Annotated in this window: 24 protein-coding genes; 5 read left to right on the top strand and 19 right to left on the bottom strand. The window is 45.2% G+C overall.

Going from position 1 to position 23,637, the window contains the following annotated elements; all coding sequences use genetic code 11:
• Positions 1–15 precede the first annotated feature (15 nt).
• The 3 genes from ACR8BL_RS25500 to ACR8BL_RS25490 form a co-directional block, all read right to left on the bottom strand.
• The gene (locus ACR8BL_RS25500) at positions 16–390 is read right to left on the bottom strand and encodes a DUF3397 domain-containing protein (RefSeq protein WP_434750128.1); all 375 of its coding nucleotides are present in this window, start codon (positions 388–390) and stop codon (positions 16–18) included.
• Positions 390–1,355 (bottom strand): ketopantoate reductase family protein, encoded by a 966-nt coding sequence (locus ACR8BL_RS25495; RefSeq protein ID WP_434750127.1) that lies wholly within the window; start codon positions 1,353–1,355, stop codon positions 390–392. Before ACR8BL_RS25495 ends, ACR8BL_RS25500 begins: the two co-directional genes overlap by 1 nt.
• A gap of 180 nt (positions 1,356–1,535) precedes the next feature.
• Positions 1,536–2,186, bottom strand: a complete 651-nt coding sequence (locus tag ACR8BL_RS25490) for an RsfA family transcriptional regulator (protein WP_434750126.1) — start codon at positions 2,184–2,186, stop codon at positions 1,536–1,538.
• A gap of 314 nt (positions 2,187–2,500) precedes the next feature.
• Between ACR8BL_RS25490 and ACR8BL_RS25485 the strand changes: the two genes are divergently transcribed.
• Together ACR8BL_RS25485 and ACR8BL_RS25480 are read left to right on the top strand one after the other, a co-directional pair.
• Complete coding sequence (locus ACR8BL_RS25485) at positions 2,501–2,737, top strand: DUF2626 domain-containing protein (protein WP_110898524.1); 237 nt, start codon at positions 2,501–2,503, stop codon at positions 2,735–2,737.
• Between the two features lie 185 nt (positions 2,738–2,922).
• Positions 2,923–4,002, top strand: coding sequence for a hypothetical protein (locus tag ACR8BL_RS25480; RefSeq protein ID WP_434750125.1), 1,080 nt, complete (start codon positions 2,923–2,925; stop codon positions 4,000–4,002).
• Here ACR8BL_RS25480 and ACR8BL_RS25475 read toward each other — a convergent pair.
• Both ACR8BL_RS25475 and ACR8BL_RS25470 read right to left on the bottom strand, forming a co-directional pair.
• Positions 3,999–5,273 carry an extracellular solute-binding protein gene (locus tag ACR8BL_RS25475; protein ID WP_434758279.1) on the bottom strand — a complete coding sequence of 425 codons (1,275 nt, stop codon included), beginning with the start codon at positions 5,271–5,273 and terminating at the stop codon, positions 3,999–4,001. The two genes, ACR8BL_RS25480 and ACR8BL_RS25475, sit on opposite strands and share 4 nt — an antisense overlap.
• 244 nt (positions 5,274–5,517) lie before the next feature.
• Positions 5,518–6,852, bottom strand: a complete 1,335-nt coding sequence (locus ACR8BL_RS25470) for a PhoH family protein (RefSeq protein WP_434750123.1) — start codon at positions 6,850–6,852, stop codon at positions 5,518–5,520.
• A gap of 228 nt (positions 6,853–7,080) precedes the next feature.
• On the opposite strand from ACR8BL_RS25470, the gene ACR8BL_RS25465 reads away from it, so the two are divergent.
• Positions 7,081–7,737, top strand: coding sequence for a YhcN/YlaJ family sporulation lipoprotein (locus ACR8BL_RS25465; RefSeq protein ID WP_434750122.1), 657 nt, complete (start codon positions 7,081–7,083; stop codon positions 7,735–7,737).
• A gap of 7 nt (positions 7,738–7,744) precedes the next feature.
• Here ACR8BL_RS25465 and ACR8BL_RS25460 read toward each other — a convergent pair whose 3' ends face one another.
• The 6 genes from ACR8BL_RS25460 to ACR8BL_RS25435 all read right to left on the bottom strand — a co-directional run bounded on the left by ACR8BL_RS25460 (position 7,745) and on the right by ACR8BL_RS25435 (position 13,587).
• Positions 7,745–8,197, bottom strand: a complete 453-nt coding sequence (locus ACR8BL_RS25460) for a pyridoxamine 5'-phosphate oxidase family protein (protein WP_434750121.1) — start codon at positions 8,195–8,197, stop codon at positions 7,745–7,747.
• Positions 8,198–8,293: 96 nt separating this feature from the next.
• Complete coding sequence (locus ACR8BL_RS25455) at positions 8,294–9,355, bottom strand: LCP family protein (RefSeq protein WP_434750120.1); 1,062 nt, start codon at positions 9,353–9,355, stop codon at positions 8,294–8,296.
• Positions 9,356–9,446: 91 nt separating this feature from the next.
• A complete protein-coding gene (locus tag ACR8BL_RS25450; RefSeq protein WP_434750119.1) occupies positions 9,447–9,743 on the bottom strand; it encodes a YlaH-like family protein in 297 nt (98 codons plus the stop codon).
• A 311-nt stretch (positions 9,744–10,054) separates the two neighbouring features.
• On the bottom strand, positions 10,055–11,902 hold the full coding sequence (typA, locus tag ACR8BL_RS25445) for a translational GTPase TypA (RefSeq protein WP_434750118.1): 1,848 nt from the start codon (positions 11,900–11,902) through the stop codon (positions 10,055–10,057).
• A gap of 186 nt (positions 11,903–12,088) precedes the next feature.
• Positions 12,089–12,583 carry a hypothetical protein gene (locus ACR8BL_RS25440; RefSeq protein ID WP_434750117.1) on the bottom strand — a complete coding sequence of 165 codons (495 nt, stop codon included), beginning with the start codon at positions 12,581–12,583 and terminating at the stop codon, positions 12,089–12,091.
• 344 nt (positions 12,584–12,927) lie between these two features.
• Positions 12,928–13,587, bottom strand: coding sequence for a TerC family protein (locus tag ACR8BL_RS25435; RefSeq protein WP_434750116.1), 660 nt, complete (start codon positions 13,585–13,587; stop codon positions 12,928–12,930).
• A gap of 89 nt (positions 13,588–13,676) precedes the next feature.
• On the opposite strand from ACR8BL_RS25435, the gene ACR8BL_RS25430 reads away from it, so the two are divergent.
• Positions 13,677–14,378 (top strand): TerC family protein, encoded by a 702-nt coding sequence (locus ACR8BL_RS25430; RefSeq protein ID WP_434750115.1) that lies wholly within the window; start codon positions 13,677–13,679, stop codon positions 14,376–14,378.
• Between the two features lie 153 nt (positions 14,379–14,531).
• Here ACR8BL_RS25430 and thiI read toward each other — a convergent pair whose 3' ends face one another.
• The 6 genes from thiI to ACR8BL_RS25400 all read right to left on the bottom strand — a co-directional run bounded on the left by thiI (position 14,532) and on the right by ACR8BL_RS25400 (position 19,434).
• Complete coding sequence (thiI, locus tag ACR8BL_RS25425; RefSeq protein ID WP_434753248.1) at positions 14,532–15,779, bottom strand: tRNA uracil 4-sulfurtransferase ThiI; 1,248 nt, start codon at positions 15,777–15,779, stop codon at positions 14,532–14,534.
• Between the two features lie 8 nt (positions 15,780–15,787).
• Entirely contained in the window at positions 15,788–16,936 is a 1,149-nt protein-coding gene (locus tag ACR8BL_RS25420; RefSeq protein ID WP_434750114.1) for a cysteine desulfurase family protein, read from the bottom strand.
• Positions 16,937–17,097: 161 nt separating this feature from the next.
• On the bottom strand, positions 17,098–17,847 hold the full coding sequence (locus ACR8BL_RS25415) for a lytic transglycosylase domain-containing protein (RefSeq protein WP_434750113.1): 750 nt from the start codon (positions 17,845–17,847) through the stop codon (positions 17,098–17,100).
• 225 nt (positions 17,848–18,072) lie between these two features.
• Entirely contained in the window at positions 18,073–18,495 is a 423-nt protein-coding gene (locus ACR8BL_RS25410; RefSeq protein ID WP_434750112.1) for a hypothetical protein, read from the bottom strand.
• 33 nt (positions 18,496–18,528) lie between these two features.
• Complete coding sequence (locus ACR8BL_RS25405; RefSeq protein WP_434750111.1) at positions 18,529–18,747, bottom strand: DUF1540 domain-containing protein; 219 nt, start codon at positions 18,745–18,747, stop codon at positions 18,529–18,531.
• A 180-nt stretch (positions 18,748–18,927) separates the two neighbouring features.
• Positions 18,928–19,434: a YpuI family protein gene (locus tag ACR8BL_RS25400; protein WP_434750110.1), complete on the bottom strand. Its 507-nt coding sequence runs from the start codon at positions 19,432–19,434 to the stop codon at positions 18,928–18,930.
• A gap of 299 nt (positions 19,435–19,733) precedes the next feature.
• Between ACR8BL_RS25400 and ACR8BL_RS25395 the strand changes: the two genes are divergently transcribed.
• The gene (locus ACR8BL_RS25395; RefSeq protein ID WP_434750109.1) at positions 19,734–21,608 is read left to right on the top strand and encodes a S8 family peptidase; all 1,875 of its coding nucleotides are present in this window, start codon (positions 19,734–19,736) and stop codon (positions 21,606–21,608) included.
• A gap of 102 nt (positions 21,609–21,710) precedes the next feature.
• Here ACR8BL_RS25395 and ACR8BL_RS25390 read toward each other — a convergent pair whose 3' ends face one another.
• Positions 21,711–21,962 (bottom strand): hypothetical protein, encoded by a 252-nt coding sequence (locus ACR8BL_RS25390; protein ID WP_434750108.1) that lies wholly within the window; start codon positions 21,960–21,962, stop codon positions 21,711–21,713.
• Between the two features lie 84 nt (positions 21,963–22,046).
• The gene (locus ACR8BL_RS25385; protein ID WP_434750107.1) at positions 22,047–23,573 is read right to left on the bottom strand and encodes a PLP-dependent aminotransferase family protein; all 1,527 of its coding nucleotides are present in this window, start codon (positions 23,571–23,573) and stop codon (positions 22,047–22,049) included.
• Positions 23,574–23,637: the final 64 nt, after the last annotated feature.

Raw genomic sequence — 23,637 nt, 5'->3', positions numbered from 1 at the left:
TTGCGTTATGTAACCTCACATCTTGTTCATAATGTATCTAAATAATCCAAATAAAGTAAACAAAATATATCCAAAACTCATCATTACAAATGACATGCGCCATACGGCCCGGAACATTCTTCCCCCATCGACCTTACCTTTTAGTCGATTTTGCGCACCTCCGATAAAACCAAGCGCTATTAGTATGAGTATTAATGTCAGATAAAAACCAAAATTCGAATCAAATGTTAAGTTGAATAACGCCGACACGGAAAATATAAGAAAAAATGTCGTGACATCCATTGCTGTTCGCAATGCGACTGGTTTATCTTTCTTCCATACCATCATGCCCCAATACACGAGAAAAAACGGAAAAAAGGGCAAAATGCTCAAAACAATGAAAAATCCCATTAACTCACCCCTTCTGATTGCATACCTTGGATCAGATGAAGAAGCATTTCATGTGTAGGTACCTTTACATTGAGCTGCTGTGCCATTCTTATCATTGATCCATTAATTGATTCAACCTCTGTTGTGCGCTTATGTAGAACATCTGCAAGCATCGATGACGTGTTGGTAGCGGTATCTTGACATACCTCCTTGATCTGCTGCCACAAATCCCCTTCCAATTGGATGCCCATAGCCCCGTATACGGTCAACGCCTCATCGTACAGCTGACGCATTATTCTGATTCGTTCCATCTTGTGAAGCAATTCACCATTGGGTATTCTCCATATTGCCGTAAGCGGGTTAATGACGGCATTAATCAGCAGTTTTCTGTATATCAGCTTATCGATTTCATTCGACACTGTACAGTCAAATCCTGCCTGTTGCAGCCTCTTCGCTAAAGTAAATATTTGTTGTTTATCCGATTCCTCTATATTTGTGGCCGTTAAAATATGACTTACACCCAGACGTGTTTCTCCTATACCAGCCCGGTGCACTTGATCCTCGCTACGTTTCGCTCCCTCTGTGGTAATCGCACTACATAACAGTGAAGATGGCAAAGCAGCCTTCAACTTCTCCAAATGTCCCTCACCATTTTGATAACAAGCCATTTTTAATGTCTGCTGACCTTTCAGTTTCTTTATCTGTGTAATAAAATCATCAATATGGGTTTGCTTCACCGTGAGCAGCACCCAGTCTGCCGGTGTCTTGTTCCAATGCTCTGCCAGCTTGGATACGGGATAAGCCTGAATCTCATCTGGCCTGATACACACCTCTCCATCTTTCTCTGTAATTGTAAATCCCTTTTGTTTAAGCTGATCAGCCTGCTCCGATGTTCTAGTCCAGAAACGTACACATTCCCCTGCTGCTTGCAACTTGCCTCCATATAGAAGTCCCAACGAACCCGCTCCTACTACATCTATAATCATGTAATCCTCCTGCTCTCGTCATTTCATTTATTCCACTATTTCCTCTGTATGCTTCCACTGATTCTTCTTCTATCTATAATAGAACAAAATACGTACAACTAAAAACCCGTCATACCTGCCGTAATATCACGGAGGTCTGGCGGGTATATGATTACGATATTACACTCACATTGAATCTTATTACTCAATCCGTTCCAAATTTCCGTTAGCATCCATTTTGAACCTTGTCTTAAGCTCTTCTTCTTCTTCGGATAAAAAGGCAAGCCTACGTGCGCGATCCATAATCTGGATCAATGCTTTGTAATCATCATTAACAACACGATAATCGGTCTGAACCTCGTTGACTTCCTTGGAGAGCCGGTCGTTCTCACAGCGCAGTTCCAACAATTCATCTTCCTTTTCTCGCAATTCCTTCTCCAGCATTTTAAGCTGACGGTTACTCTCCTGCACCGTACCTTTCCATTGCCGCAGGAAACGGATCACCGCATCCATAGATAAGGATTCATCCGATAAACCATCGGTCTTAAAGATCCCCTCCTCCGCGTCTATTGTTGCCAGTGCAGCAACCTGTGGACCCAGCATTGCCGGCTGTTTGCGAAGGTAACTGCGTTTTTGTCTTTGCGCTTTAGCATTACTAATGGCTGATTCATACTTCTTACGTACACAGCTGTTCCAACGAAATCCACATGCGGCAGAAGTTCTACCTATTTTTTCTCCTACTTCTTCAAAAGCCGCTAGCTGCGTGCTACCTTCCCGAATATGACGCAATGTAACCTCTGCCAAAATCAAATCGTCCTCTGTACTCCAAGCATCCTGTCTCACTGCAGTCATGCTATAATACCCTCCTAACACCATCCTGAAATAACCGTTCCCATAACGGATAACCCGTTATGGGAATTAGGTATAAAAGTTGCTTACTCATTCTTATGCCTCTCATAGAGTTCATAGAATTGATTTTCATACTAAAATGTATTTCCATATTCAGGTTCCCTCATACGTAATCATGATAATTATGCCAACTTTTAATCCTAGCCCACAAAAAAAAGAATTCGCTTTCATACCCAAATTTGTTTACACGTTTTTCCTTTCTCGGTATAATATTATGTAGACAATCTATGAACGTACATAAGAGAGGAGGATTTACCGTGGCACGCATGTTTCGGGTACTCGGGTTCTTCACGCTTGCGATTGGCCTGATGGCTTTTGCAGGAGATTTAGTCGAAATGGCTTTACTATTCTTCCTGCAGACTGCGTTTTTTGTCCTTTTGGGATACTTGAAGTTTACAGAACGTACGTATATATTGCTCTTCTGGGGTTATATGATCGTAACGTTCACAGGTTTCAGCTACTGGACTGTATTCGAAATGGGACTGCCGCTTTAATCCGCCAGCAGCATCAAAGCAATCCGGCTCTTGTTGTCGGGTTGCTTTTTTGTTTTTTTCAGATTACATATGAAGATATGGTGTTATGTAACCACTAAGGATATTTTACGTATCCATTTCATATATTGTTTGGAAGAGAACTCGTCTATAGGATTGTGCAAGGAATTAAAGAAGGGAGAATGCTTGTGAAGTATCGATATGGTTTAACCGCCATCTTGTTCATTATAATATTGTTTGTACAGCCCGCATCATCATATGTATATGGAGAATCCTCACCGGAGGACACACAGGCCATTTTGCAAAAAACATTATCTATTGTAGAGATTGATCATGAGATTGAACGAATTGCAGAAAAACAGCAAGAATTAGCCAAGCAACATGAGACACTGACCGCCCAGCGACTACAACAAGAAAAGGAAATACATATCCAGCAAGACCGAGCCGGAACTGTCGTTCGATCTTATTACACAGGGGAGCGTGACAGCCTGCTCATGACGGTGCTTGGAGCAAGATCATTCAAAGATCTGTTTGTTCTGTACGACTACTATCAGATCATCATCGGCAGAGACCAAGCCGTTCTGGACAAGTATCAGTCTCGCTATAAACAACTGCAGCAAACGTCGGACCAAATCCGTCAAACCTCTATTGAACTTACAGAGATGAAAACCAACCTGCAGAACCAGCGTACAAGAGTAGCCTCACTGCAAAAAGAAGTAGATAAGCAAATAACCGCCAGCGGTGACGCGGCAGCTATCCAAAAATTAATGAATGAACTAACACTATATTGGGAAAACATCGGTATATACGAAGTGAAACGTTATTTCAAAGCATTGGCATCAGCCATGCAGAACCTGCCCGATTTTATCCAGAAACAAAACGGCGCCATATCTACCACGGGAACCACATATACCATTCGCATTGGTCAGGATGAATTAAATACTTTTCTACGTTCACAAAATGTAATCTTTGAAGATTTCGCCTTTACATTTGATCAGGATAAAATTACAGCGTCGGGTCAGCGTGATCAGTTGCAATTAAGTATTGAAGGCCACTACACGGTAGAGAATGAACCGCAAAATTCCATTCGCTTTCATGTGGATAAGTTGGTATTCAATCAGCTTGAACTGCCAGACACAACACGTAAAATGCTGGAGAAGGAGTTCGACCTCGGGTTTTATCCACAAAAAATTCTGTCCTTTGTCAGAGCTACGGATGTCTCTACAGATGAAGGTGTCTTAGAAGTGAAATTAGCCATTTCGTTTTAGGGTTTTATCGCTTTTCTAATGCTGTTAATATACTGTGCAGCACTAATCTCCCCTTGGAGAACCTGCTGCACCCGCTTTTGAGAGCGAGTGATCATTGATCTATTTTCGGCCAATTGCACAGAGCTATACTCTTTGGAGAACCAGGATTGATTGTGAACCATACTATACCGACCTTCAATACTTCCGGCTTCCTTCTCCATCTCTTGCTGCCTCGCAGGTAAGCGCTTGGTTTGTTTAGCCCACTTGTTCTGCGTTGCTGCAGACGACATCCCCTCAATCCATCGACTTGCTGCATCCGTCTCCACAGATCCAGCTGTAATGACCAGACTTCTGGAGTCTACCGCCTGCAGAGCCTGTAAAGAAACAGGCGAGGCAAATGTCCCCTTACCTTTGGCAGCTTCATCTGTACGAAGTATACGAGACAGCGTAGATACAAACATCGGAGTTTGCACCTTGTAATCCGAAGCAGATAATAACGGATCGACAGACATGGTCAAAATATGGGGTTGAAGCTCGCTCAGTAAGCTAACTCCCTGTTGAAATTCATTTGTCATTGATGCAGGTTGCATTTTTAAAATCTGATCAGGACTCATCCCCGGCGGTAAATAACTCATCCACGCACTTGCTCCGTATAAATCATCTATATTCATCGAAATCAAAGGAGTACTCTCTGTTTGAGATTGCCTGATCAGCTTGAACCATTGCTCTCTGTTTAGAGGGAACCCTGGTGACCCTGTCTTGTTCAAGTATGCGGGTGTTGCTCCCATCACATAAGGATCAAAATCAAAGGGCATCGCCCATTGATACCCGTTCCATTCTGTCATTCCCCGTAGTTCAATAATTGTATCCCCAATCAACTTGGATAGCGAAGTCCCATTGAGAGGAAGCAAATATCCTTTTCTCGCATAATAATGTATCTGGTCACTATCCAACAGAATAATATCTCCGTTCTCACCCAAAGAAAACTCCTGATCCAACACCTCTTTATATTTATCAGGTTCCACATTGCGAACATTAACCTCAACAAAACGAGAAACCGCCACTTCTTTAGCCACTTCCTGAAACAAAGTAAACTCCTCTTTGGTCATGGATACCACCACACGGAGAGGAGCTCGTGTATCCTCATTCCGGGATGAACCATTCGGATATGTATCTTTCTCTTGATTTCGTGCCAGATTATGCTGTGAATCTCTAAAATCAAAGCTAGGTGAAAGGATCGTTAGCGAAAGCAGCAGCACTGCAAATAAAACAACCTGATGTCTACGCTTCATTCACTCTCCCCCTTGGATTAACTTAATTTCGTATTACCGCAACAATTATTGTAACAAATATACAGTACTCTTGTCCTACCCTGCCAAAAAACACTTTTCTTGTATTTTGCATATTACGAGCATATCCAGTTCTGTATAACAATTGATTTTTATTTTTTCAGCAAAAAAGCCGACTTCAGGAGTCGGCTCTCATGTAGAACATTTTCCGGGAAATAAATCCAGATATGAACTGGAGAAAAACTTACTATAACAAGTCTGCTGCAAGTTGTGCCAGCTTGGAACGCTCTCCTTTTTCCAGCATAATGTGTCCACTGATTCCCTCTTGTTTGAAACGCTCCACAATGTAGGTCAGTCCGTTGCTTGCAGAATCGAGATATGGATGGTCGATCTGTTCCGGATCACCCATCAAAATAATTTTACTACCTTCCCCTACGCGGGAAACGATCGTTTTCACTTCGTGACGAGACAAGTTCTGGGCTTCATCAATAATGATGAATTGGCCAGGAATGGATCTTCCGCGGATATAGGTAAGTGCTTCTACCTGAATGCTGCCAAGGCCCATCAGAATCTTATCAATATCTCCTGCCTTTTTTGTATCAAATAAAAACTCAAGGTTATCATAGATCGGCTGCATCCACGGACGTAGTTTTTCTTCTTTCTCGCCTGGCAGGTACCCGATATCTTTGCCCATTGGTACGACAGGTCGGGCGATCAGGAGCTTTTTGTATTTGTGATCATCCTCGACCTTCAATAGACCTGCTGCCAATGCAAGGAGCGTTTTACCTGTACCTGCCTTGCCAGTAATCGTTACGAGCGGAATATCATCGTTCAACAAGAGCTCCAGAGCCATTCGTTGTTGTGCATTACGAGCACTTATGCCCCAGACATTATCATTGCTTAGAAATAGTGGTTCCAGCTTGGTACCTTCTGTATTCACTTTGAGCAAAGCGGATTTATTCGTGCCCATCTCATCTTTCAGAATGACAAATTCATTCGGGTAAAGCGAGTAGGACAGCTGTAACGGTTTGATCGGTAAGAAACGGTATGTGTAAAACTCATCGATGACTGACGGGTGAACTTTAAGCGCCGTATATCCCGGGTACATCTCGCTGAGTCCTGCCGTACGATCCGATAAGTAATCCTGTGTGAACAGCCCAAGTACGTCCGCCTTGATCCGCACCAGAACGTCTTTGCTGACAAGAACAACTTGTCGCTCCACCAGTTCTTTTTCATTTTCTTCAATCTGATAATTCAGCGCAACGGCCAAGATTCGATTGTCATTGGACACTTCCCCGAACATCTCCTGAACTTTCACAAAACTTCGGTGATTAAGCTCAACTTTCAGATTGCCTCCATTCGCAAGGGGTACGCCACTATGCAGGTGACCCAATTCCCTGAGTCCATCCAGCAGTCTGGATACGTTGCGCGCGTTACGGCCGATCTCATCGGCATTCCTTTTTTTGGAGTCAATCTCCTCCAGTACAACCGCGGGAATGATTACCTCATGTTCCTCAAAGGCAAATATGGCATTGGGGTCATGCAGAAGCACGTTGGTATCCAATACAAAAATCTTTTTCATTCAATCCCCTCCAAAGCGGCGTCGTTAAAGGCATGGGCTGGAACGTGTTCTCGGGAATGACGAAGATGCTCTGTTCGAGCCTTCCGTTTCCCTTCATTCCCGAGTTCTTCTTGATCATGTGATCTTCAGCAGCTGCATGGACAATCATGCTCCTATACATAAATGTATTCGACTAGGGCAAAATAATTGTCAACCATTCTGAAAAACTCCAAGAAAGGATGAAGATTTATGAAAATGGGGATATGCACGCTGCTTCTCATCTGTATACTTACGGGCTGTAATAGTTCTACACGTAACGCCTCACAAGAACCGCATGAGATGCATCCAAGAAGTTACGGAGGAAACATAACAACACAGCAAGAAGATCGAATGAATCCTTCGCGCCTGGATCAATTGAACGAAAATACAGGCGAAGTTCATGACCTCAATGTTGCAGATGATCCCGAAGCTGGATCAATGAGCAATAAAAAACGAGTGAGTCACCTCAAAGCTCTTGCCAAGCAAGTGGAAGGTGTAAAGGATGCTAATTGTGTCATACTCGGAAACACAGCTGTGGTCGGCATTGATGTCGATGGTGATCTCGAACGGGCACGCGTTGGCACCATTAAATATGCCGTTGCTGAAGCCTTGCACAAAGACCCGGAAGGCGTGGATTCCATCGTAACTGCCGATGCTGACGTCACTGAACGTATCAAAGAAATTGGGGAGCATATTCGCAAGGGACATCCCATTTCCGGATTTGCTTCAGAACTTGCCGATATGGTAGGCCGCATCATTCCGCAGCTTCCAAAAGACGTCAAAGTTCGTCAAAACCCGGATGAACCCGCTCAAGATCAATACATGCAGCAACACACATCTGAAAAAAGACAACAAAAAGCCCAGTGATCTCTCACTAGGCTTTTTTCATGGCTGCAAAGACTTGCTCATCAAGCTTCTCTGCAGCACGCTGATCATATATTTTGACAAATTGAGGCACAGAGGACAGTTGAGCGCCATAAAACAAGGCGTTCCTCACCGCTTCAATGGTAATGTCGAAACAGCACATCTTAAAAGGCACATCCTGTAACGGATCTTGTCGCACCGACGCACGTCCGTTCACTGCATACACCATCTCTTCGCCAAAAACAGTAATCGTAATCAGCGGATTGTGTATCATATTATTCACCAGACGTGAACGATGGTCAATCGCCAAACGAAACGTAGATGCATTTTCAGCATAAATCCAAGAGATTGCTGTTGAAGTCGGACCTCCGGATTCTACATCCACGGTGTTCAGAAGAACAAAGGTCTCGTTCGTGAATTGCTGTAAAAGAGATTCTGTTAATTGTGTGACGGCTTCGGACATTCAACCAGCCCCCTGACCTTCGTTATGCAATTCTTATCTTGGTTGATGATATTATAGCATACTGCGAACCGCTCTTCCAATCCCCAAAACGTTCATCTATTCTTTCGGGGATGACGCCGCTACTTTACCTGAAAGTGTATCTTGCAGCGCTTGCTTGGCATTAGCCAGTTCAGTATCATTAATATATACATAAGGACTTCTCCACTCCCCGGTTACCGGAGTAAAGTGTACGTCTGAAGTAGAAATATTCCAATAGGTAGCAATAAAATTTTTCATTTGTTCGGATTCCACATCCGTGGTCATGTTTTTATCTACCGCACTAATCACTTTGCCAATCTTCGTAATGCCCCCAAGCGACTTCATCTGATCCAGCATCGCATTCATCACCTGGCTCTGCCGTTTGTTGCGATCAAAATCGTTGGATTCAGCCGTCTTTGGCTTACAGTTGGACTTGCGATAGCGAACAAAATCAAGTGCCTCTTTCCCGTCCAAATGTTGAGGCCCTGCCTTCAGATTGATATCCGTATTGTCGGCCGTGTCTCGGTAGCACATATTCTTATCCACCGTAACATCCACTCCACCCACAGCGTTTATTGCGTCACGAAAAGCCTGAAAGTTCAGAACGGTTGTATAGTTAATATCCACACCGAGGTATTTACCCATCAATTCCTTCATTTGATCCTCTGCCTTTTTGCCAGAGGACTTTTCTTGTGTTTTGAACCGCGGATAATAGGCGTTCAGTTTGTTTGACTTGTATCCATCAAGCTGAATGCGCGTATCCCGAGGTAAAGATACTACCGTCGCCGTCTTCGTATTCGGATTGAGTGCAGCAACCATTACAACATCAGACAGAAATGTACCTGTTTCGGGCCGATTATCTGTACCCAGCAGTAGCATCGTCAGCGGTTTTGTTGAAGCGGACATACCTGGTGGAACCGGCTTATCCACGCCTGTATTCGCGACCTCGTTATATATCCAGTACACATACCCCGCACCTGCCAGAATACCAATAATCAGCACACTCAGAAATACTCTGACGAAACCACGCATACGTTTTTTCTTCTTCGGCTGCTTTCCCTTACTGCTTTTATTGCCTGAGTGGCTAGATGAATTCGGAGCTTGTCTCCGTGGAGGCAGTCCGTTTGAATTTGAGTTCATGTTCTCAACACCTTTATCACATCTGTTTGGTCTATATAAAACACAACCGCTTTCCCTAGGGGAAAACGGATGTGTTTGTGCTTAGACAGCATTATGAGTTTCGAGCGGCAGCTTCCGCTTTTTTCTTCTGACGACCTTCAATGAAATAACGCACACGCACTAACAGCATCAGACCTACAGCAACCAGCAAACATTGAATGATAGGTAACTTGTCGATCTGAAAAATAAGAAGCATGAATGTGCCCATCGCCATCAATATATACAACACAATTTCCTTACCAATCGGCAATTTCTGACGCACCCGAAAGACCTTGTTATACACGTAAGTAATGAGTACAAAGATGACGATATAGGCAATGATCGGGTTTGATGCAAACCATGCTTGCATGTTAAGGCATCTCCTTTCATGATCATGCTGTACAAATTTCAATCATTGGCGGGACTTTACTGTTGCACAATGAGATTCTTCGTCGCTCGTTCGACCGTTCCGGGTTCGGATCGTTCTTTTGATCGCTGTTGTCCACGAATTTCTATGAACACTCTTTCAAGTGTTGAAATTCGGTGACAAAGGCGAGCGCTTCGCTTCTGCAGAATCGATTCCTCTCCCTCCACTACCCGTGGCGAGAGACAGGAATCGTTCCATCGTGCAATAATGCCCCCCTCAAACATTGACTTTTGTATCTCTTAGGGTAGTGGGTATTACGCGTTATTTTGAGCCATTTTGCGTTGTTTTTCTGAACGCTCACGCTCGGATTTGTTCAAAAGTTTTTTACGAAGACGAATAGATTTTGGTGTAATCTCACAATATTCATCGTCATTCAGATATTCAAGCGCCTGCTCCAACGAGAAGATAATCGGCGTTTTAATTTTAACCGTATCATCTTTACCCGAAGAACGAACGTTAGTCAGTTGTTTTTCTTTGCAAATGTTCACGACGATATCATTGTCACGTGTATGCTCACCAACGATCATACCTTCGTAAATCTCTGTTCCTGGCTCAAGGAAGAGTGTACCACGATCCTCAACACCCATCATTCCATAGAACGTAGATGTACCCGTTTCAGTTGAGATCAGCACACCTTGGTGACGTCCACCCACTTGACCGGATACGACTGGAGCGTAGCTGTCAAATGCATGGTTCATTACGCCATAACCACGAGTCAATGTCAGGAAGTTGGTGCTGTATCCGATCAGACCACGTGCAGGAATCAGGAACTCCAGACGTACTTGACCGCTACCATTGTTGACCATGTTAACCATCTCTGCTTTTCGTGCGCCCAGGCTCTCCATGACGGAACCCATGCTTTCTTCAGGGATGTCAATCAACAAGCGCTCAAGAGGCTCCATTTTCTTACCGTCAATTTCTTTGACGATAACTTCCGGTTTGGATACTTGAAGCTCATATCCTTCACGACGCATATTTTCAATCAGGATACCGAGGTGAAGCTCACCACGTCCGGAAACGATAAATGCATCCGGGCTCTCGGTTTCTTCAACACGAAGGGATACGTCAGTTTCCAATTCTTTAAACAAACGCTCGCGCAATTTACGGGAAGTTACCCATTTACCTTCACGGCCTGCGAATGGACTGTTGTTTACGAGGAATGTCATTTGCAGTGTTGGCTCATCAATTTTCAGAACCGGCAAAGCTTCTGGGTTGTTCGGGTCAGCAATCGTTTCACCGATGTTGATATCCTTAATACCCGCGATCGCAACGATGTCACCTGCGCCAGCTTCCTCTGTCTCAACACGTTTCAGACCTTGGAAACCAAACAGTTTTTCGATACGAGCTGTTTTGCTTTTGCCATCACGCATAATAACGGTAACGGATTGGCCTTGACGAATGACGCCGCGGTTTACACGACCGATAGCGATACGTCCGAGGTATTCATTGTAGTCCATCAGGGTCACGAGGAATTGCAGTGGCTCTTCCACGTTCTCCGTTGGATGAGGGATATGACTAACGATGGTATCATAGATCGCCATCATGTTGTCATCTTGTTTGGCGGGATCGTCTTCCATGCTGGATGTTCCGTTCAAAGCGGAAGCATATACGACAGGGAATTCGAGTTGTTGATCGTTGGCACCCAGTTCGATGAACAGGTCAAGTACTTCATCAATAACCTCAGCCGGACGAGCCGCTGGACGGTCAATTTTGTTTACGATAACGATTGGAGTCAGGTTGTGCTCCAGTGCTTTACGAAGTACGAACTTCGTTTGTGGCATACAGCCCTCATAAGCATCAACAACGAGCAATACGCCGTCAACCATTTTCATGATCCGTTCTACTTCACCACCGAAGTCGGCGTGTCCAGGTGTATCTACAATGTTGATCAGGTAATCTTTATAAGTTATAGCCGTGTTTTTGGCCAAAATCGTAATACCGCGTTCACGCTCCAAATCGTTGGAGTCCATTGCGCGCTCCTGTACCGTCTCGTGATCACGGAATGTACCGGATTGCTGGAGCAACTTGTCGACGAGTGTTGTTTTCCCGTGGTCGACGTGGGCAATAATCGCAATATTGCGAATGTGTTCTCTTGAATGCATGGTTTGTATCCATATCCTTTCCAATTTCAATTCTTATCTACTAAACTTCCCGCAAATTCGCAGGTTACTCACAAAATAAGCGTCGGTGATAACCCGACGCATGTCTATATCCATTATATTATAGTTTATCATAGGTAAAAATCAAGATATTTCGCTCGAAACTACGCATGAAATTGATGGATATATTTACCACCCCTTACTTCGGCCTGTACGTCCTCGTCCAACAAGTAGCCAGAACCCGCCTAGAATGAGCAGAACAGCAAGCACATATATGATACCTGTCTGAAGCAGCGTGAACGCCAATAGTACGATGGACACCGCACCGATGATGAGTGCTGCGGGGTAGACATATTCAGGTCTGCGTCGCTCGACCATACCATATCCTAACAAACCTGCTGCAATCCCGAGCAGAAGTACGGGCCACAAGTTTCTCATCAGTCCTGCGCCCCATATGTTGGTAATGCTAAATAACACACCATATACGGAAAGGATGCCTGCTGGGACCAATGACCAGGACGGCGAGACCCGGGCATAGAACAATGCGTAAAGAGCTATCCCTGGCAGCAAAAGCAACAACGGCCAGAAATTTCGACCAATAAATCCAAAGACCCCTAATTTGCCGAGCAAAATGATAAAACCGGCAATTACAATGAACAGTCCAATGGCTTTTTCATTTTTCATCTTCATCACCTCTTGTTTTCATTAACTATGTAATTTCCATACTGTGCTGAATTTCAGCACTGAACACATTTTTAATTGCAAAAACAAGCTTCAATCCTTGTTTACAGTGTATCTGATGTTTCTGCAAAAAACTATACTGATGTCGAAAATGTGTTGTCCAACTCAGTCAAAATAAACATAACACATCTAACCTTACGATCCAAAGATTACTCTCCCTCCTTTATCTTTTACATGCGTCAAATAACGTAAATTTTATTTGGTGGAACATTTAAGTCTGATCCGACAAAAAAGGCATCCAGATGGGACACCCTCCAACTAAACGCCTTTTACATCCCATGTGACATCTAGGCATTCCGGCGCACGAATCTTTGTGCTCCTCCCGCCGCTATAACCAGACAAGCCATAGCCGCTGGCAACATTGCATGAGCTTGTGCAGCCATACCTCCCAACCACTCCCCAAGCTTCGGATCTTTCACTAACATCTCCCCTGCGGTAAAAGCCAATATACCTGATCCAGCAAATATCAGAATGGGAAACCGCTTGAGCAGATCCACTATGATGCCACTGCCCCAGACAACAATAGGGATACTGATCGCAATTCCGATGACAATCAGAGCCAGATCTCCATCTGCCAAAGCAGCAATCGCTAAAACATTATCCAAACTCATCACAAAATCAGCAACCAGAATCGTTTGAATGGCTTTCCAGGTTGTAGATGCATTGCGGATATGTACTTCATCTTCGTTTTGAAGCAGCAGTTTCAGTGCAATCCAGAATAATAATAATCCGCCGGCCGCCTGAATAAAGGGAATACCCAGCAGCAGTACAGCTGCAAATGTAAGTACGCAACGTAAAACCACTGCACCAAACGCACCCCACCATACCGCCTTTTTACGTTGCGCCGGAGGTAGATCTTTGCTTGCCATCGCAATAACAACCGCATTATCTCCACTCAGCACCAGATTAATCATTAAAATTTGAGTTAACAGCCATAGCGTATCCATCTTCTCATCCCCCCCACTCTAACTTGTATGTAAAAGATGTACATGCTATTCTTAGTGATTGAAGAATACATAAGGAGTGACATAACGCCATGGAGCTGTTTAGTCCCGCATTCTGGCTGGCTTTGTTAAACGTTGTCTTTATCGATCTCATTTTGGCTGGCGATAATGCAATCGTCATTGGTCTTGCAGCTAGAAATTTGCATCCTTCCATACAGAAGAAAGCCATTCTATACGGTACAGGCGGTGCACTACTCATCCGAATTGTGGCTACCGTTGTTGTATTATGGCTGTTAAAAGTACCTTGGCTTCTGCTTATCGGAGGCCTGCTGCTCGTCTGGATAGCCTACAAACTGCTGGCTGATCAGGAAGATGAGCACAATGATATCCAAGCAGGGACTTCACTGTGGACAGCCGTTCGTACGATCATTATCGCAGATGCTGCCATGGGGCTGGATAATGTAATTGCCGTCGCCGGGGCTGCGCAGCAACACCTGTTACTCGTCATCCTCGGATTACTGATTAGTATCCCCATTATCGTTTGGGGCAGCACCTTGTTCATCAAATTGATTAACCGCTTCCCCTGGATTATTTATGTTGGCGCCATTGTACTGGGTTACACTGCCTCCAACATGATTACCGAAGAAAAACGGATCATGCCTTTTTTCAGCGAGCATCCGGCACTACGCATCCTGTTCATCGTTGTAGTAATTAGCGGCATTGTGCTTGCCGGTTATCGCAAACGTACCGCAAGCAGTAGAGCTCAAGCTGAACGACAGCGCTCCTCTGCTTAGACAAGAAGTAGATATACGGATCTACGCATTAAACATTTCCTCAATTTAAACATATCTTCAAAAAAACAGGACTGACCCGATTCTTTTTTATCGGTCAGTCCTGTTTTTTGTTCAATTAACATTTCATTTGTTATGTCTACTCTAATTCCATACCTAGAACCAGTCGTCCTTCATGGCACTGACGTTGTCCTTTGACTGCCCCGTCAGTATCGAAGCCTCTCCAGCATGCAAATTGATCGTTTCGGTCTGTTCTACTGCTTGATCCAGCCATTCTGGCAGATGGCTCATCGTCGCTTCAATTTTGTCAACAATCCGTAGATTCGGATTGGTTGATGGCGATTTTGGAACAAACAATGTACAACAATCTTCGTAAGGCAGAATGGAAATATCATACGTACCAATCTGTTTAGAAAGTGAAATAATTTCCTGCTTGTCCATCATGACAAGGGGCCTGAGCAGAGGCAGGTCTGTAGCACGTCCGATCACATTCATACTTGGAAGAGTTTGGCTTGCAACCTGACCCAGACTATCTCCGGTAATCAGCGCCAGTGCACGCTCACGTTCTGCCAGTTTGGTCGCAATTCGTAACATGGAACGGCGCATCAATGTAATAATCAGATTATCTTGACCCAACTGGGTGAATGCTGTCTGAATCTCCGTAAAGGGAACGAGATGTAATTTGATCGTACCCGCATGATCTGCAAGAGCGCGGGCCAGATCAATAACCTTCTCCTTCGCCCGCTGACTTGTAAACGGATAACTGTAAAAATGTACACACTCCACTTCTAATCCCCGGCGCATGGATGACCATGCCGCTACAGGACTGTCTATCCCTCCTGATAAAAGAACCATCGCTTTACCATTTGTTCCAAGCGGGAACCCCCCCACAGCAGGAATCACTTCACTGAAAATATAAGTTCCTTGTTCGCGGATTTCTACCCGCAGTTCGATATCCGGATGACGCACATCCACTTTCAGTTGTTGAAACTTACGTAGAATAGGTGAACCGACTAAATGATTCGTTTCATGAGACGAGTGCGGGAATGCCTTCCACACCCGCCGTGCATTCACCTTAAAGGAAGTGCCTTCCCCAAATTCAGCTGCACGTTCTTCCATAAAGGCCACCGCTGTTTGCACAACTTCATCAATCTCGGACGGTGTTACTTTCACGGGACTAATGGACATCACACCAAATACACGTTTCAATACAGGGATCAACTGCGTATGGGATTCGCCCCCAAGATCCACGTAGACCCGGCCATATTCCTTGCGAAGGCTTGCTCCAGGATAAGGCTTAAGCAGTGCTTTAACTTGAGTGATGATGGTTTTCTCAAAACGGGAACGATTTTTCCCCTTTAACATAAACTCTCCAAAACGGAGAAGCAGCATATCATAATTCAACATTTAATTTACATCCGCCTTTCGAGTGGCCGCAGCTGTGCCACCATCTGATGCAGTGCCTTTTCCAGCATAGCTGCATCTTCTTCTGTATGTTCATCACCGAAACTAATCCGCAAGCCACCAGCGGCACAAGCAACATCTCTACCCATAGCAAGCAGCACCCGGCTTGGCTCAGCCGAACGCGAGGAACATGCAGACTGGGTGGACACCGTACATCCAAGCTGCTCGAGCGTGTGCAGCGCCACTTCTGCCTTCATGCCAGGATAGGAGAAATGTATGATATGTGGCGCTCCTTCTTGAGTACTGTTGAGTTGAAGCTCAGGGATGGCAGTGATTGTCTCCATGACGCGGTCACGCAGTACACGTATACGCCTTGAAAAATCAACTTGTGCCTCTGCCGCAATTCGCATCGCCTTGGCCATACCCACAATCAGAGCCGTGTTCTCTGTCCCTGCCCTGATCCCATGTTCCTGCGAACCGCCTGACAGAAGCGGAGTAAGTTCTATACCGCTTCTTACATATAGGAGCCCCGCACCTTTGGGTCCACGAACTTTATGTGCGGACAAGCTGAACAGATCCACCTTCCACTCCGCAGGTGCAACGTGCATTTTCCCAAAACCTTGAACACCATCCACATGAAAAAGGACACGCGGCGCGTTTTTTTTGAGCTGATTGCCAATCTCATCTATCGGATGAACCGCCCCGGTCTCATTGTTCACATGCATCAAACTAACAAGTACCGTATCCGAACGGATAGCCTTCAGAACCTGCTCAGCAGTAACGACACCCCTCGAATCCACAGGTACAAAAGTTACATCCCATCCCCATTGCTGCAGCTGTAGCACACTCTCATACACAGATGCATGCTCTGTTGCCGTGGTTATGATATGTTTCCCCCGTGAGCAATACCGGAGTGCAGCCCCTTTGATTGCAAGATTATTACTTTCTGTTGCCCCGGATGTAAATACAATCTCATCTGCCTTCACACCGATTGTAGCAGCGCAGCCAGCACGCGCCCGGCGCAGTAATTGGTCTGCCCGCTCCCCATATCCATGAATCGATGAGGCGTTTCCGAACTGTGTTTCCATAATTTCCGCCATCGTGCGAACCACATCCGGATATGGAGGTGTCGTTGCCGCATAATCAAAATATTTCAAAACGAGGTGCACCTTCCTTATCGGTTCGTTCATTAACCTATAGTGAGCATTGTACCATGATCTCCGTACAACACAAAAAAAAGACCAACCAGAAGCAGGCACAAAAGCCTGTCTTTTCAGTTGGATCTCTTTGTTCGGGATATGCTCCGAAAATGTCCATTCTAGCTCATATATTTGGAGCGAGCTCGTTCCACTTTAGCAATATAATTCTGTGTTTCCACAGGCAGACGGTGAAGCATACTCATCAATTCATTATCGTTCGAGACACCGAGTCTGGACACCCGTCCTGGGCCAGCATTATAGGCAGCCAGAGCCATTTTCTCCTGCCCGCCAAAACGCTGGAGCTGCAGTGATAAATATTTGGTTCCCGCATCAATATTTTGACCTGGATCAAAGGAGTCGCTCACACCGAGTCCAGCTGCCGTTCCATCCATTAATTGCATCAGACCTTTAGCACCTGCAGAAGAGACAACGCTTGGGTTAAAACCTGATTCCGTATCGATGACGGCTTTGATTAAAGATTCGGGTACGCCGTATTTCTTACTTGCCTGTGAGATAAGTGATTCAAAATCCGTAGGTACGGATTGGCCAGAGTCGGCTTGTCCTGCACTGGATAAAGCAAGCAAGGATTCCAGACTGTCTGTTCCGGTCGAACTCACTGTATTGATATCCGGACTATAGGTGCTTCCCAGTTGCAGCCACAACAGACCATCGTTCGATCTCTTGGAGATCATAGCCTGATTCCCTGAATCGTTTTGACCACCAGTATCAGCATGTAACAATCCATCCATCACATTCGAAAAATCAGTCGTCGAGCCAGCTTGCACAGCTGATCCGCTCGTAGGGTTATTCATATTATTGGACAGTTGCAGTTCCAGTAATTGCCGCGAACTGCGTGGATCAATTTGCATGGGTTATATCCACTCCCGTTTCATTCAAGCTTAATGACTTTATTCTACATGTTTTTACAGACAGGTTCCATCATTTTCATAAAAAATAGCTGATTAGACGTTTAAATATGCGTGAATGCGAAAAAAACCTTCTGTCCTCACCATAAAGAGGTGAATACAGAAGGCTACTAACTTCCCTCACGGATAAAGGATCAATCTGAGCCGCGAGGGTGTAAGTTCCCTTTTTTAACGTGCAAAAGGAATCATAAAAAAGTAACTCAGCGTAGCCACGATACCCAATCCAATCGCCCAGGCTCCTGCTGTTTTACGACCATTCACAAACGCATAATAACCAAGCACTGCCGCAGCAGGTCCAAGCACGATAGACCACATGAATAATGATGCAATACCAAAGGCAAGCCCCATATAACCTGCAACACGGCCTGTAGACTCCATTACACGGTCTGCCTCATGTTTCTGAGGTACCTGTTCTAAACGTCCACGGTCTCTATCCCCGGTTCGTACAACGGCTCGCGGCGGCGTTATCTCCGCCCCATATTCTTCACGAAATGATTTCCTGGGATAATCCACACGCTGTCGTTGATGTTCACCCTTCGCTTCTGTGTTATAACGATCCTGACGAGTGTCTTTAAAATCATCATTTTTCACGTGAAAGCACCTCCGTTATAATTGGATGACTGCTTACTTGGGTTTAAATGTGTGGCAGCAGGTGGCTGAAGAGGTACGTGCATGATCATGATGATCGGAGTCAAACGTCTCTCCGGCAAATTCCTCATGCAGACGACGGGTAGCGTGCTGGTCAATGTCAATCATGATGGCATCGGCCTGGCAAAAGTTGTTTTCTCCCCAAAAATTACAGTTGGAGACGCTGCATTTGACAATTGGTTTGTCATGGCTCATTTTTTATCACCTCGACACCTATTGTTTCCCCCTGCTAAATCCGATATTCTCCGTCAAAATGCCAGATGATAACATGTCGGGATCAGCATGCGCCCAACGTCTCTTTCAATCAAAAAGCGTTTAAATCCGAATCCAAACACGAAAAAACCGCCACAAGGGCGGTTTAGGTTTTGCGTATAATTAAGCGTGATTACGTTGATTTTGCATACGACGCTGAGTCAGGTAGTCACTTTCATAATATGCCAGATCGTCGCGCAGTTCTTCATAAGTCTTGGAAATTTCCAGGATAACATCGCGTACCGCACGAATCGGCTTGTCACGGAAACGAATAGCATCCTGACCTGTGTAAGCGTATCTTCCGTCCTCGGAGTAACACTCATTTTTCGGATAGAAAAAGCTGTTTACACTTTGGTGATACGTATTATAAAGAGCCTTTTCGGCAAATTCGACATCAAAGTTGGCACGACGCAGCACAACGCCAAGTTTTTCGTAAGAAACTTCAGAAAAAACAAGCAAATGACGGAGATCGGATAGAAATCCTTTGTAGAAGGCAGTTGATTCCTCCGTCTGGTTTTGATCCAGTTCAGGCAAAGCATTTTCATTCAAAAACTTTTCGATTCGATCGATCGCCGGTTTTAATTTTTCTCTGGTTGACTCACATGTTTTCTGTACATTGGCTGCTGACATAAAGGTAGCTCCCCCTTAAATAAGTCCTTACATATTTACATATAGGTCGGCCAAACAGTAAATGTTCCCTGACCTTTTGAATACTCAGATATAATCCTACCATAAAAAGTTGACGAGCGGTATCCCTTAATCGCGCTTTCCAGTTATGTCATGGAACAAGCGTGATCTGCTAAAGAGGCTCAGAACTCTTTTGCATAAAAAAACGTGCTTCTCCTAACGATAACTACATCCGTGACAACGACGATGCACCTTGGCACGCCATATGATCATTGTCCATAATGAACGAGGAGGTTCTATCCATGTCCAGACCAAAGTGGATAAACTGGGCTCTTGCAGCAGGTGCTGGCGCATTAGCACTGGCTATACTGCTTCCCACATCCAACCGTACCGTACCCACACCGAGCGCGATGCAAGAAAATCCTCAGAAGGAGCATGCAAGCAAACAACGTCTGAAAGTTCAAGATATTAAAGCCACCGATCTGTTGACCCGTGTAGATGCCAAACAACACCTTGGAATTATACTGGATAAAACGGCCACGATGACTGATGCACAGCTAACCCGGTATATGAAAGAACTTCAAGATTCACATGGCCACATTCGATCCATTCAACTTATGAATCTACACAGCCCATCAAGCAAACGATTTGACCGTACGTTCAAACCAGGAAGTAAGCTGGAGCAGCAAAAATTAAATCACACACTGAATTTGGCAAAGAAAGCGGTGAACAAACGTCAAAGCTTCGAGTCCTCTTCGTTTCCACTCGGAAAAGAAAAGTACTTTGTAATGGGACAGCCCTCCAAGAATGGAAAACGAGCCATCATCGCTCTGTTTAGTCAAAGCGTATTAAATGCCGTTGAGCAACATCAGCGCAAAAACTTACGAATGATCCCATACCCGCGTGAAGGAAAATTCAAAATTGAATCCGTTCATCCCGACACCCTAAATGAAATTACGGTAAAGACAGGACATGACAACGCCAATGCAAGCCATTTTTACGAAAATGAAATCGTGATTCGTTTCCGGCAAGATCCCGGTGAACGGGATATGCGAATGATTCGTTCTGACTTGAAGATGCAGTCTGTCCGCAAGCTCGGTTATACGTATGTTTTTCGGTCTGAGACGATGAATTATAAACAATTGCGGGATTATTTCGGAAGTAAATGGAACCCGTTATACATGGAACCTCACTATATGTACTTAACCAACGAAACGGCTACTGAACAACCGGATGTACCTATCCCTAACGATGTTTTATTCTCGGATTATCAGTGGAATCTGCCTGCCATTGAGACAAACCGCGGGTGGAATATCACAAAGGGGAACAAAGATGTTATCGTAGCAGTAGTTGATACAGGCGTTGATGTGAATCACCCGGATCTTAAAGGCAAATTGCTCGAAGGATACAATGTCGTGAACCCGGGCAACAAACCGCTGGATGATGTCGGTCATGGCACTCATGTTGCCGGTATTATCGGGGCCATCGTGAACAATAACGAAGGTGTGGCTGGCATGAGCTGGTACAATAAGGTTCTTCCCGTCAAGGTGCTGGACAACTCAGGATCGGGTACAACCTATGCGGTTGCTGAGGGTATCATTTGGGCGGCTGACCATGGCGCAAAAGTTATTAACATGAGTCTGGGCAATTATGCCGATGCCCAATTCCTTCATGATGCCATCAAATACGCTTTTGATCGAGATATCGTGCTTATTGCTGCAACTGGAAACGATAATACGGAGCGTCCAGGATACCCCGCTGCTTATCCTGAAGTTTTTGCTGTCTCGGCCACAGACCCGGATATGAATAAAGCGTCGTACTCCAACTACGGCGATTATGTGGATGTGATGGCTCCGGGATCAAGTATCGCAAGTACCTATCCGGATAACCAGTATGCCGCTCTGTCAGGTACATCCATGGCAAGTCCGCACGTCGCGGCGCTGGCAGGATTAATTCGCTCACTCAACCCGGATTTGACCAATACCGAAGTCATGGATCTGATGCGGCAGAGTGTAATTGATCTGGGTGAGCCCGGCCACGATAAATACTATGGCTATGGGCAGATTGATGTATATAAAGCATTGCAGGCCGCATCTGGAAGCAGTGCTCCGCTACAGTTTTGGCCGCAGCATGTCAGACAACAGATGGATAATACGATGAAAAAATATATTCGATAATCAATATAAGTTGGTTCAACTTATACAAAAACAAAAGCAGCTGCGCCCCGGGGCGTATGCTGCTCTTTGGTTTGGTTCTTTTCCCCGGGGCATTCGCTGCGATTAGCGTTTGCGTGAAGTGGTGCGGGCTTTGTTAGATTTTTTCACGGATTTTTTCTTATGGCTGGATACATACATCGGGCCTTCTTCTCTTATAACGACCGGGTACATATGGTGAGGAATCGGAACACAGTGATGTTGCTTCACAATTTCAATCGGGTGGATTACGGGCACGATCTGGGGAATGTAATAATCCTGAATAACCTGGATCGGGTCACATACAATCGGCGAAACCTGTGGACAACAGTGGTTCATTTCAAACCAACTCCCTTTCAAGTGATACTATAACCTATTGCAGTGAGGCCGATGTGGTATGGATGGATGTCCATTATTCTAAAATTAAATAAGCGGTAGCCTGTCCGCCGTTGCCCCGGCTTGTTGTGAAGAGACCTTATCAATGACAGTACACAGAATACGAAGACCTTGCTTCAATGCTTCGGAACTCGTCACAGTGAAGCATATCCGTAAACTGGAAGTGTCGCTCTCAGCAACATAGCAGGCAGAACCAGGCAGAAAAGAGACCCCCGCAGCGAGTGACTGCCGATGCAACTCATGTATGTCCATGTTCCCCTGGAATTCCAGCCACAAATTAAGCCCGCCCTCGGGAAGACGCCACTGCATATCCCTTGTCGCATGCTGTTCCAACACGTCTGAAGCAGCACACAAGCGCGAGTATAGCTCTTCTCTGAGCTGATATACATAAGTATCGTACTGATTATGAATGTAAGCCTGCAATGCCTTCTGCGTTAATAGAGGGCTCCCCAGATCGGCCGTTGATTTGGCGGCTACAAGCCGGGTGAGTACACTCCCGTCCGCTATAGCGCAAGCTACACGGCAACCTGGAGACAGCACTTTGCTGAAACTTTTAATGTAAACGACATGTCCTGCACTATCCATAGATTTGATGGAAGTAGGAGGTGGGTCACGGAAGTATAAATCTGCAAACGGGTCATCCTCCAGAATAAGACAATGATAACTTTGTGCAATGTTAAGCAACTGAGCCCGTCTTCTGGCACTCATCGTTATCCCTGTTGGATTGTGATAGGTAGGGATCGTATAAATCAGCTTCGGCGGATACGTGTCACACAAGCGAGTAAGCAGATCAATACGCATACCTTCGTTGTCCATAGGAACAGTAATGATCTTGGCCCCACGGCTCGTAAATACGTCAATTGCCCCTGTATACGTGGGTGCCTCCATGTAGACAACATCACCAGGACCAATAAATGTACGAGCTACCAGATCAATCCCCTGCTGTGCACCGCTCGTGATTAACATTCTTTCAGGTGTGACTTGAAGTCCGCGAGAAGCGAAGTGTGTTGCAAACGTCTGTCTGAGTTCCCAATCTCCCTGAAAAGATCCATAAGCCGCCATTCGCTCCGCATGATCTGAAGATAGATGATACGCACTGTCGATAATATCACGCGTAGGTAATAACTCGGGCTGAATGGCCGACATATGCAGTTCATAGCGGACTTGAGGGGATGCGTCAAAATGCCTCCACAGTTGCGCTCTGGGCAAATAATCAACCAGGGTCATCTGCCAGTTCAGCGATCCGCCCGAGTCACTGTTGCTTATTCTGTGGGCAAGATCTTCCTGCCCCGTGCGATTGATCTGTGTGGAAGGCTCGATTCCGGCTACGTAACAACCCTTCCCCTGAGAGCAACGGATCAGTTGAATGGCCTCCAGTTCTGCATAGGCCTTGGTTACTGTAACCAAACTAACGCCCAAATTAGCAGTCATCTTACGAACGGATGGCAGCCGGGTTCCCGGTTCAATCAAACCTGAGCGGATGCGATCCGCGAGCGTCAGGGCAATCTGCATATATAATTTGGTACTGCTTCCTCGCTTTAACTCAATATGCATGTCTACTCATCACCCCCAACTGTTATGATCGTTGTTTTACTGTTATAGTGTGTTACGCCTAATA

The sequence above is a fragment of the Paenibacillus amylolyticus genome (assembly GCF_051136285.1).
Taxonomy (GTDB): domain Bacteria; phylum Bacillota; class Bacilli; order Paenibacillales; family Paenibacillaceae; genus Paenibacillus; species Paenibacillus amylolyticus_F.
The sequence above is the reverse complement of the archived record's forward strand: the minus strand, read 5'-3'. Positions and strand labels throughout refer to the sequence as shown.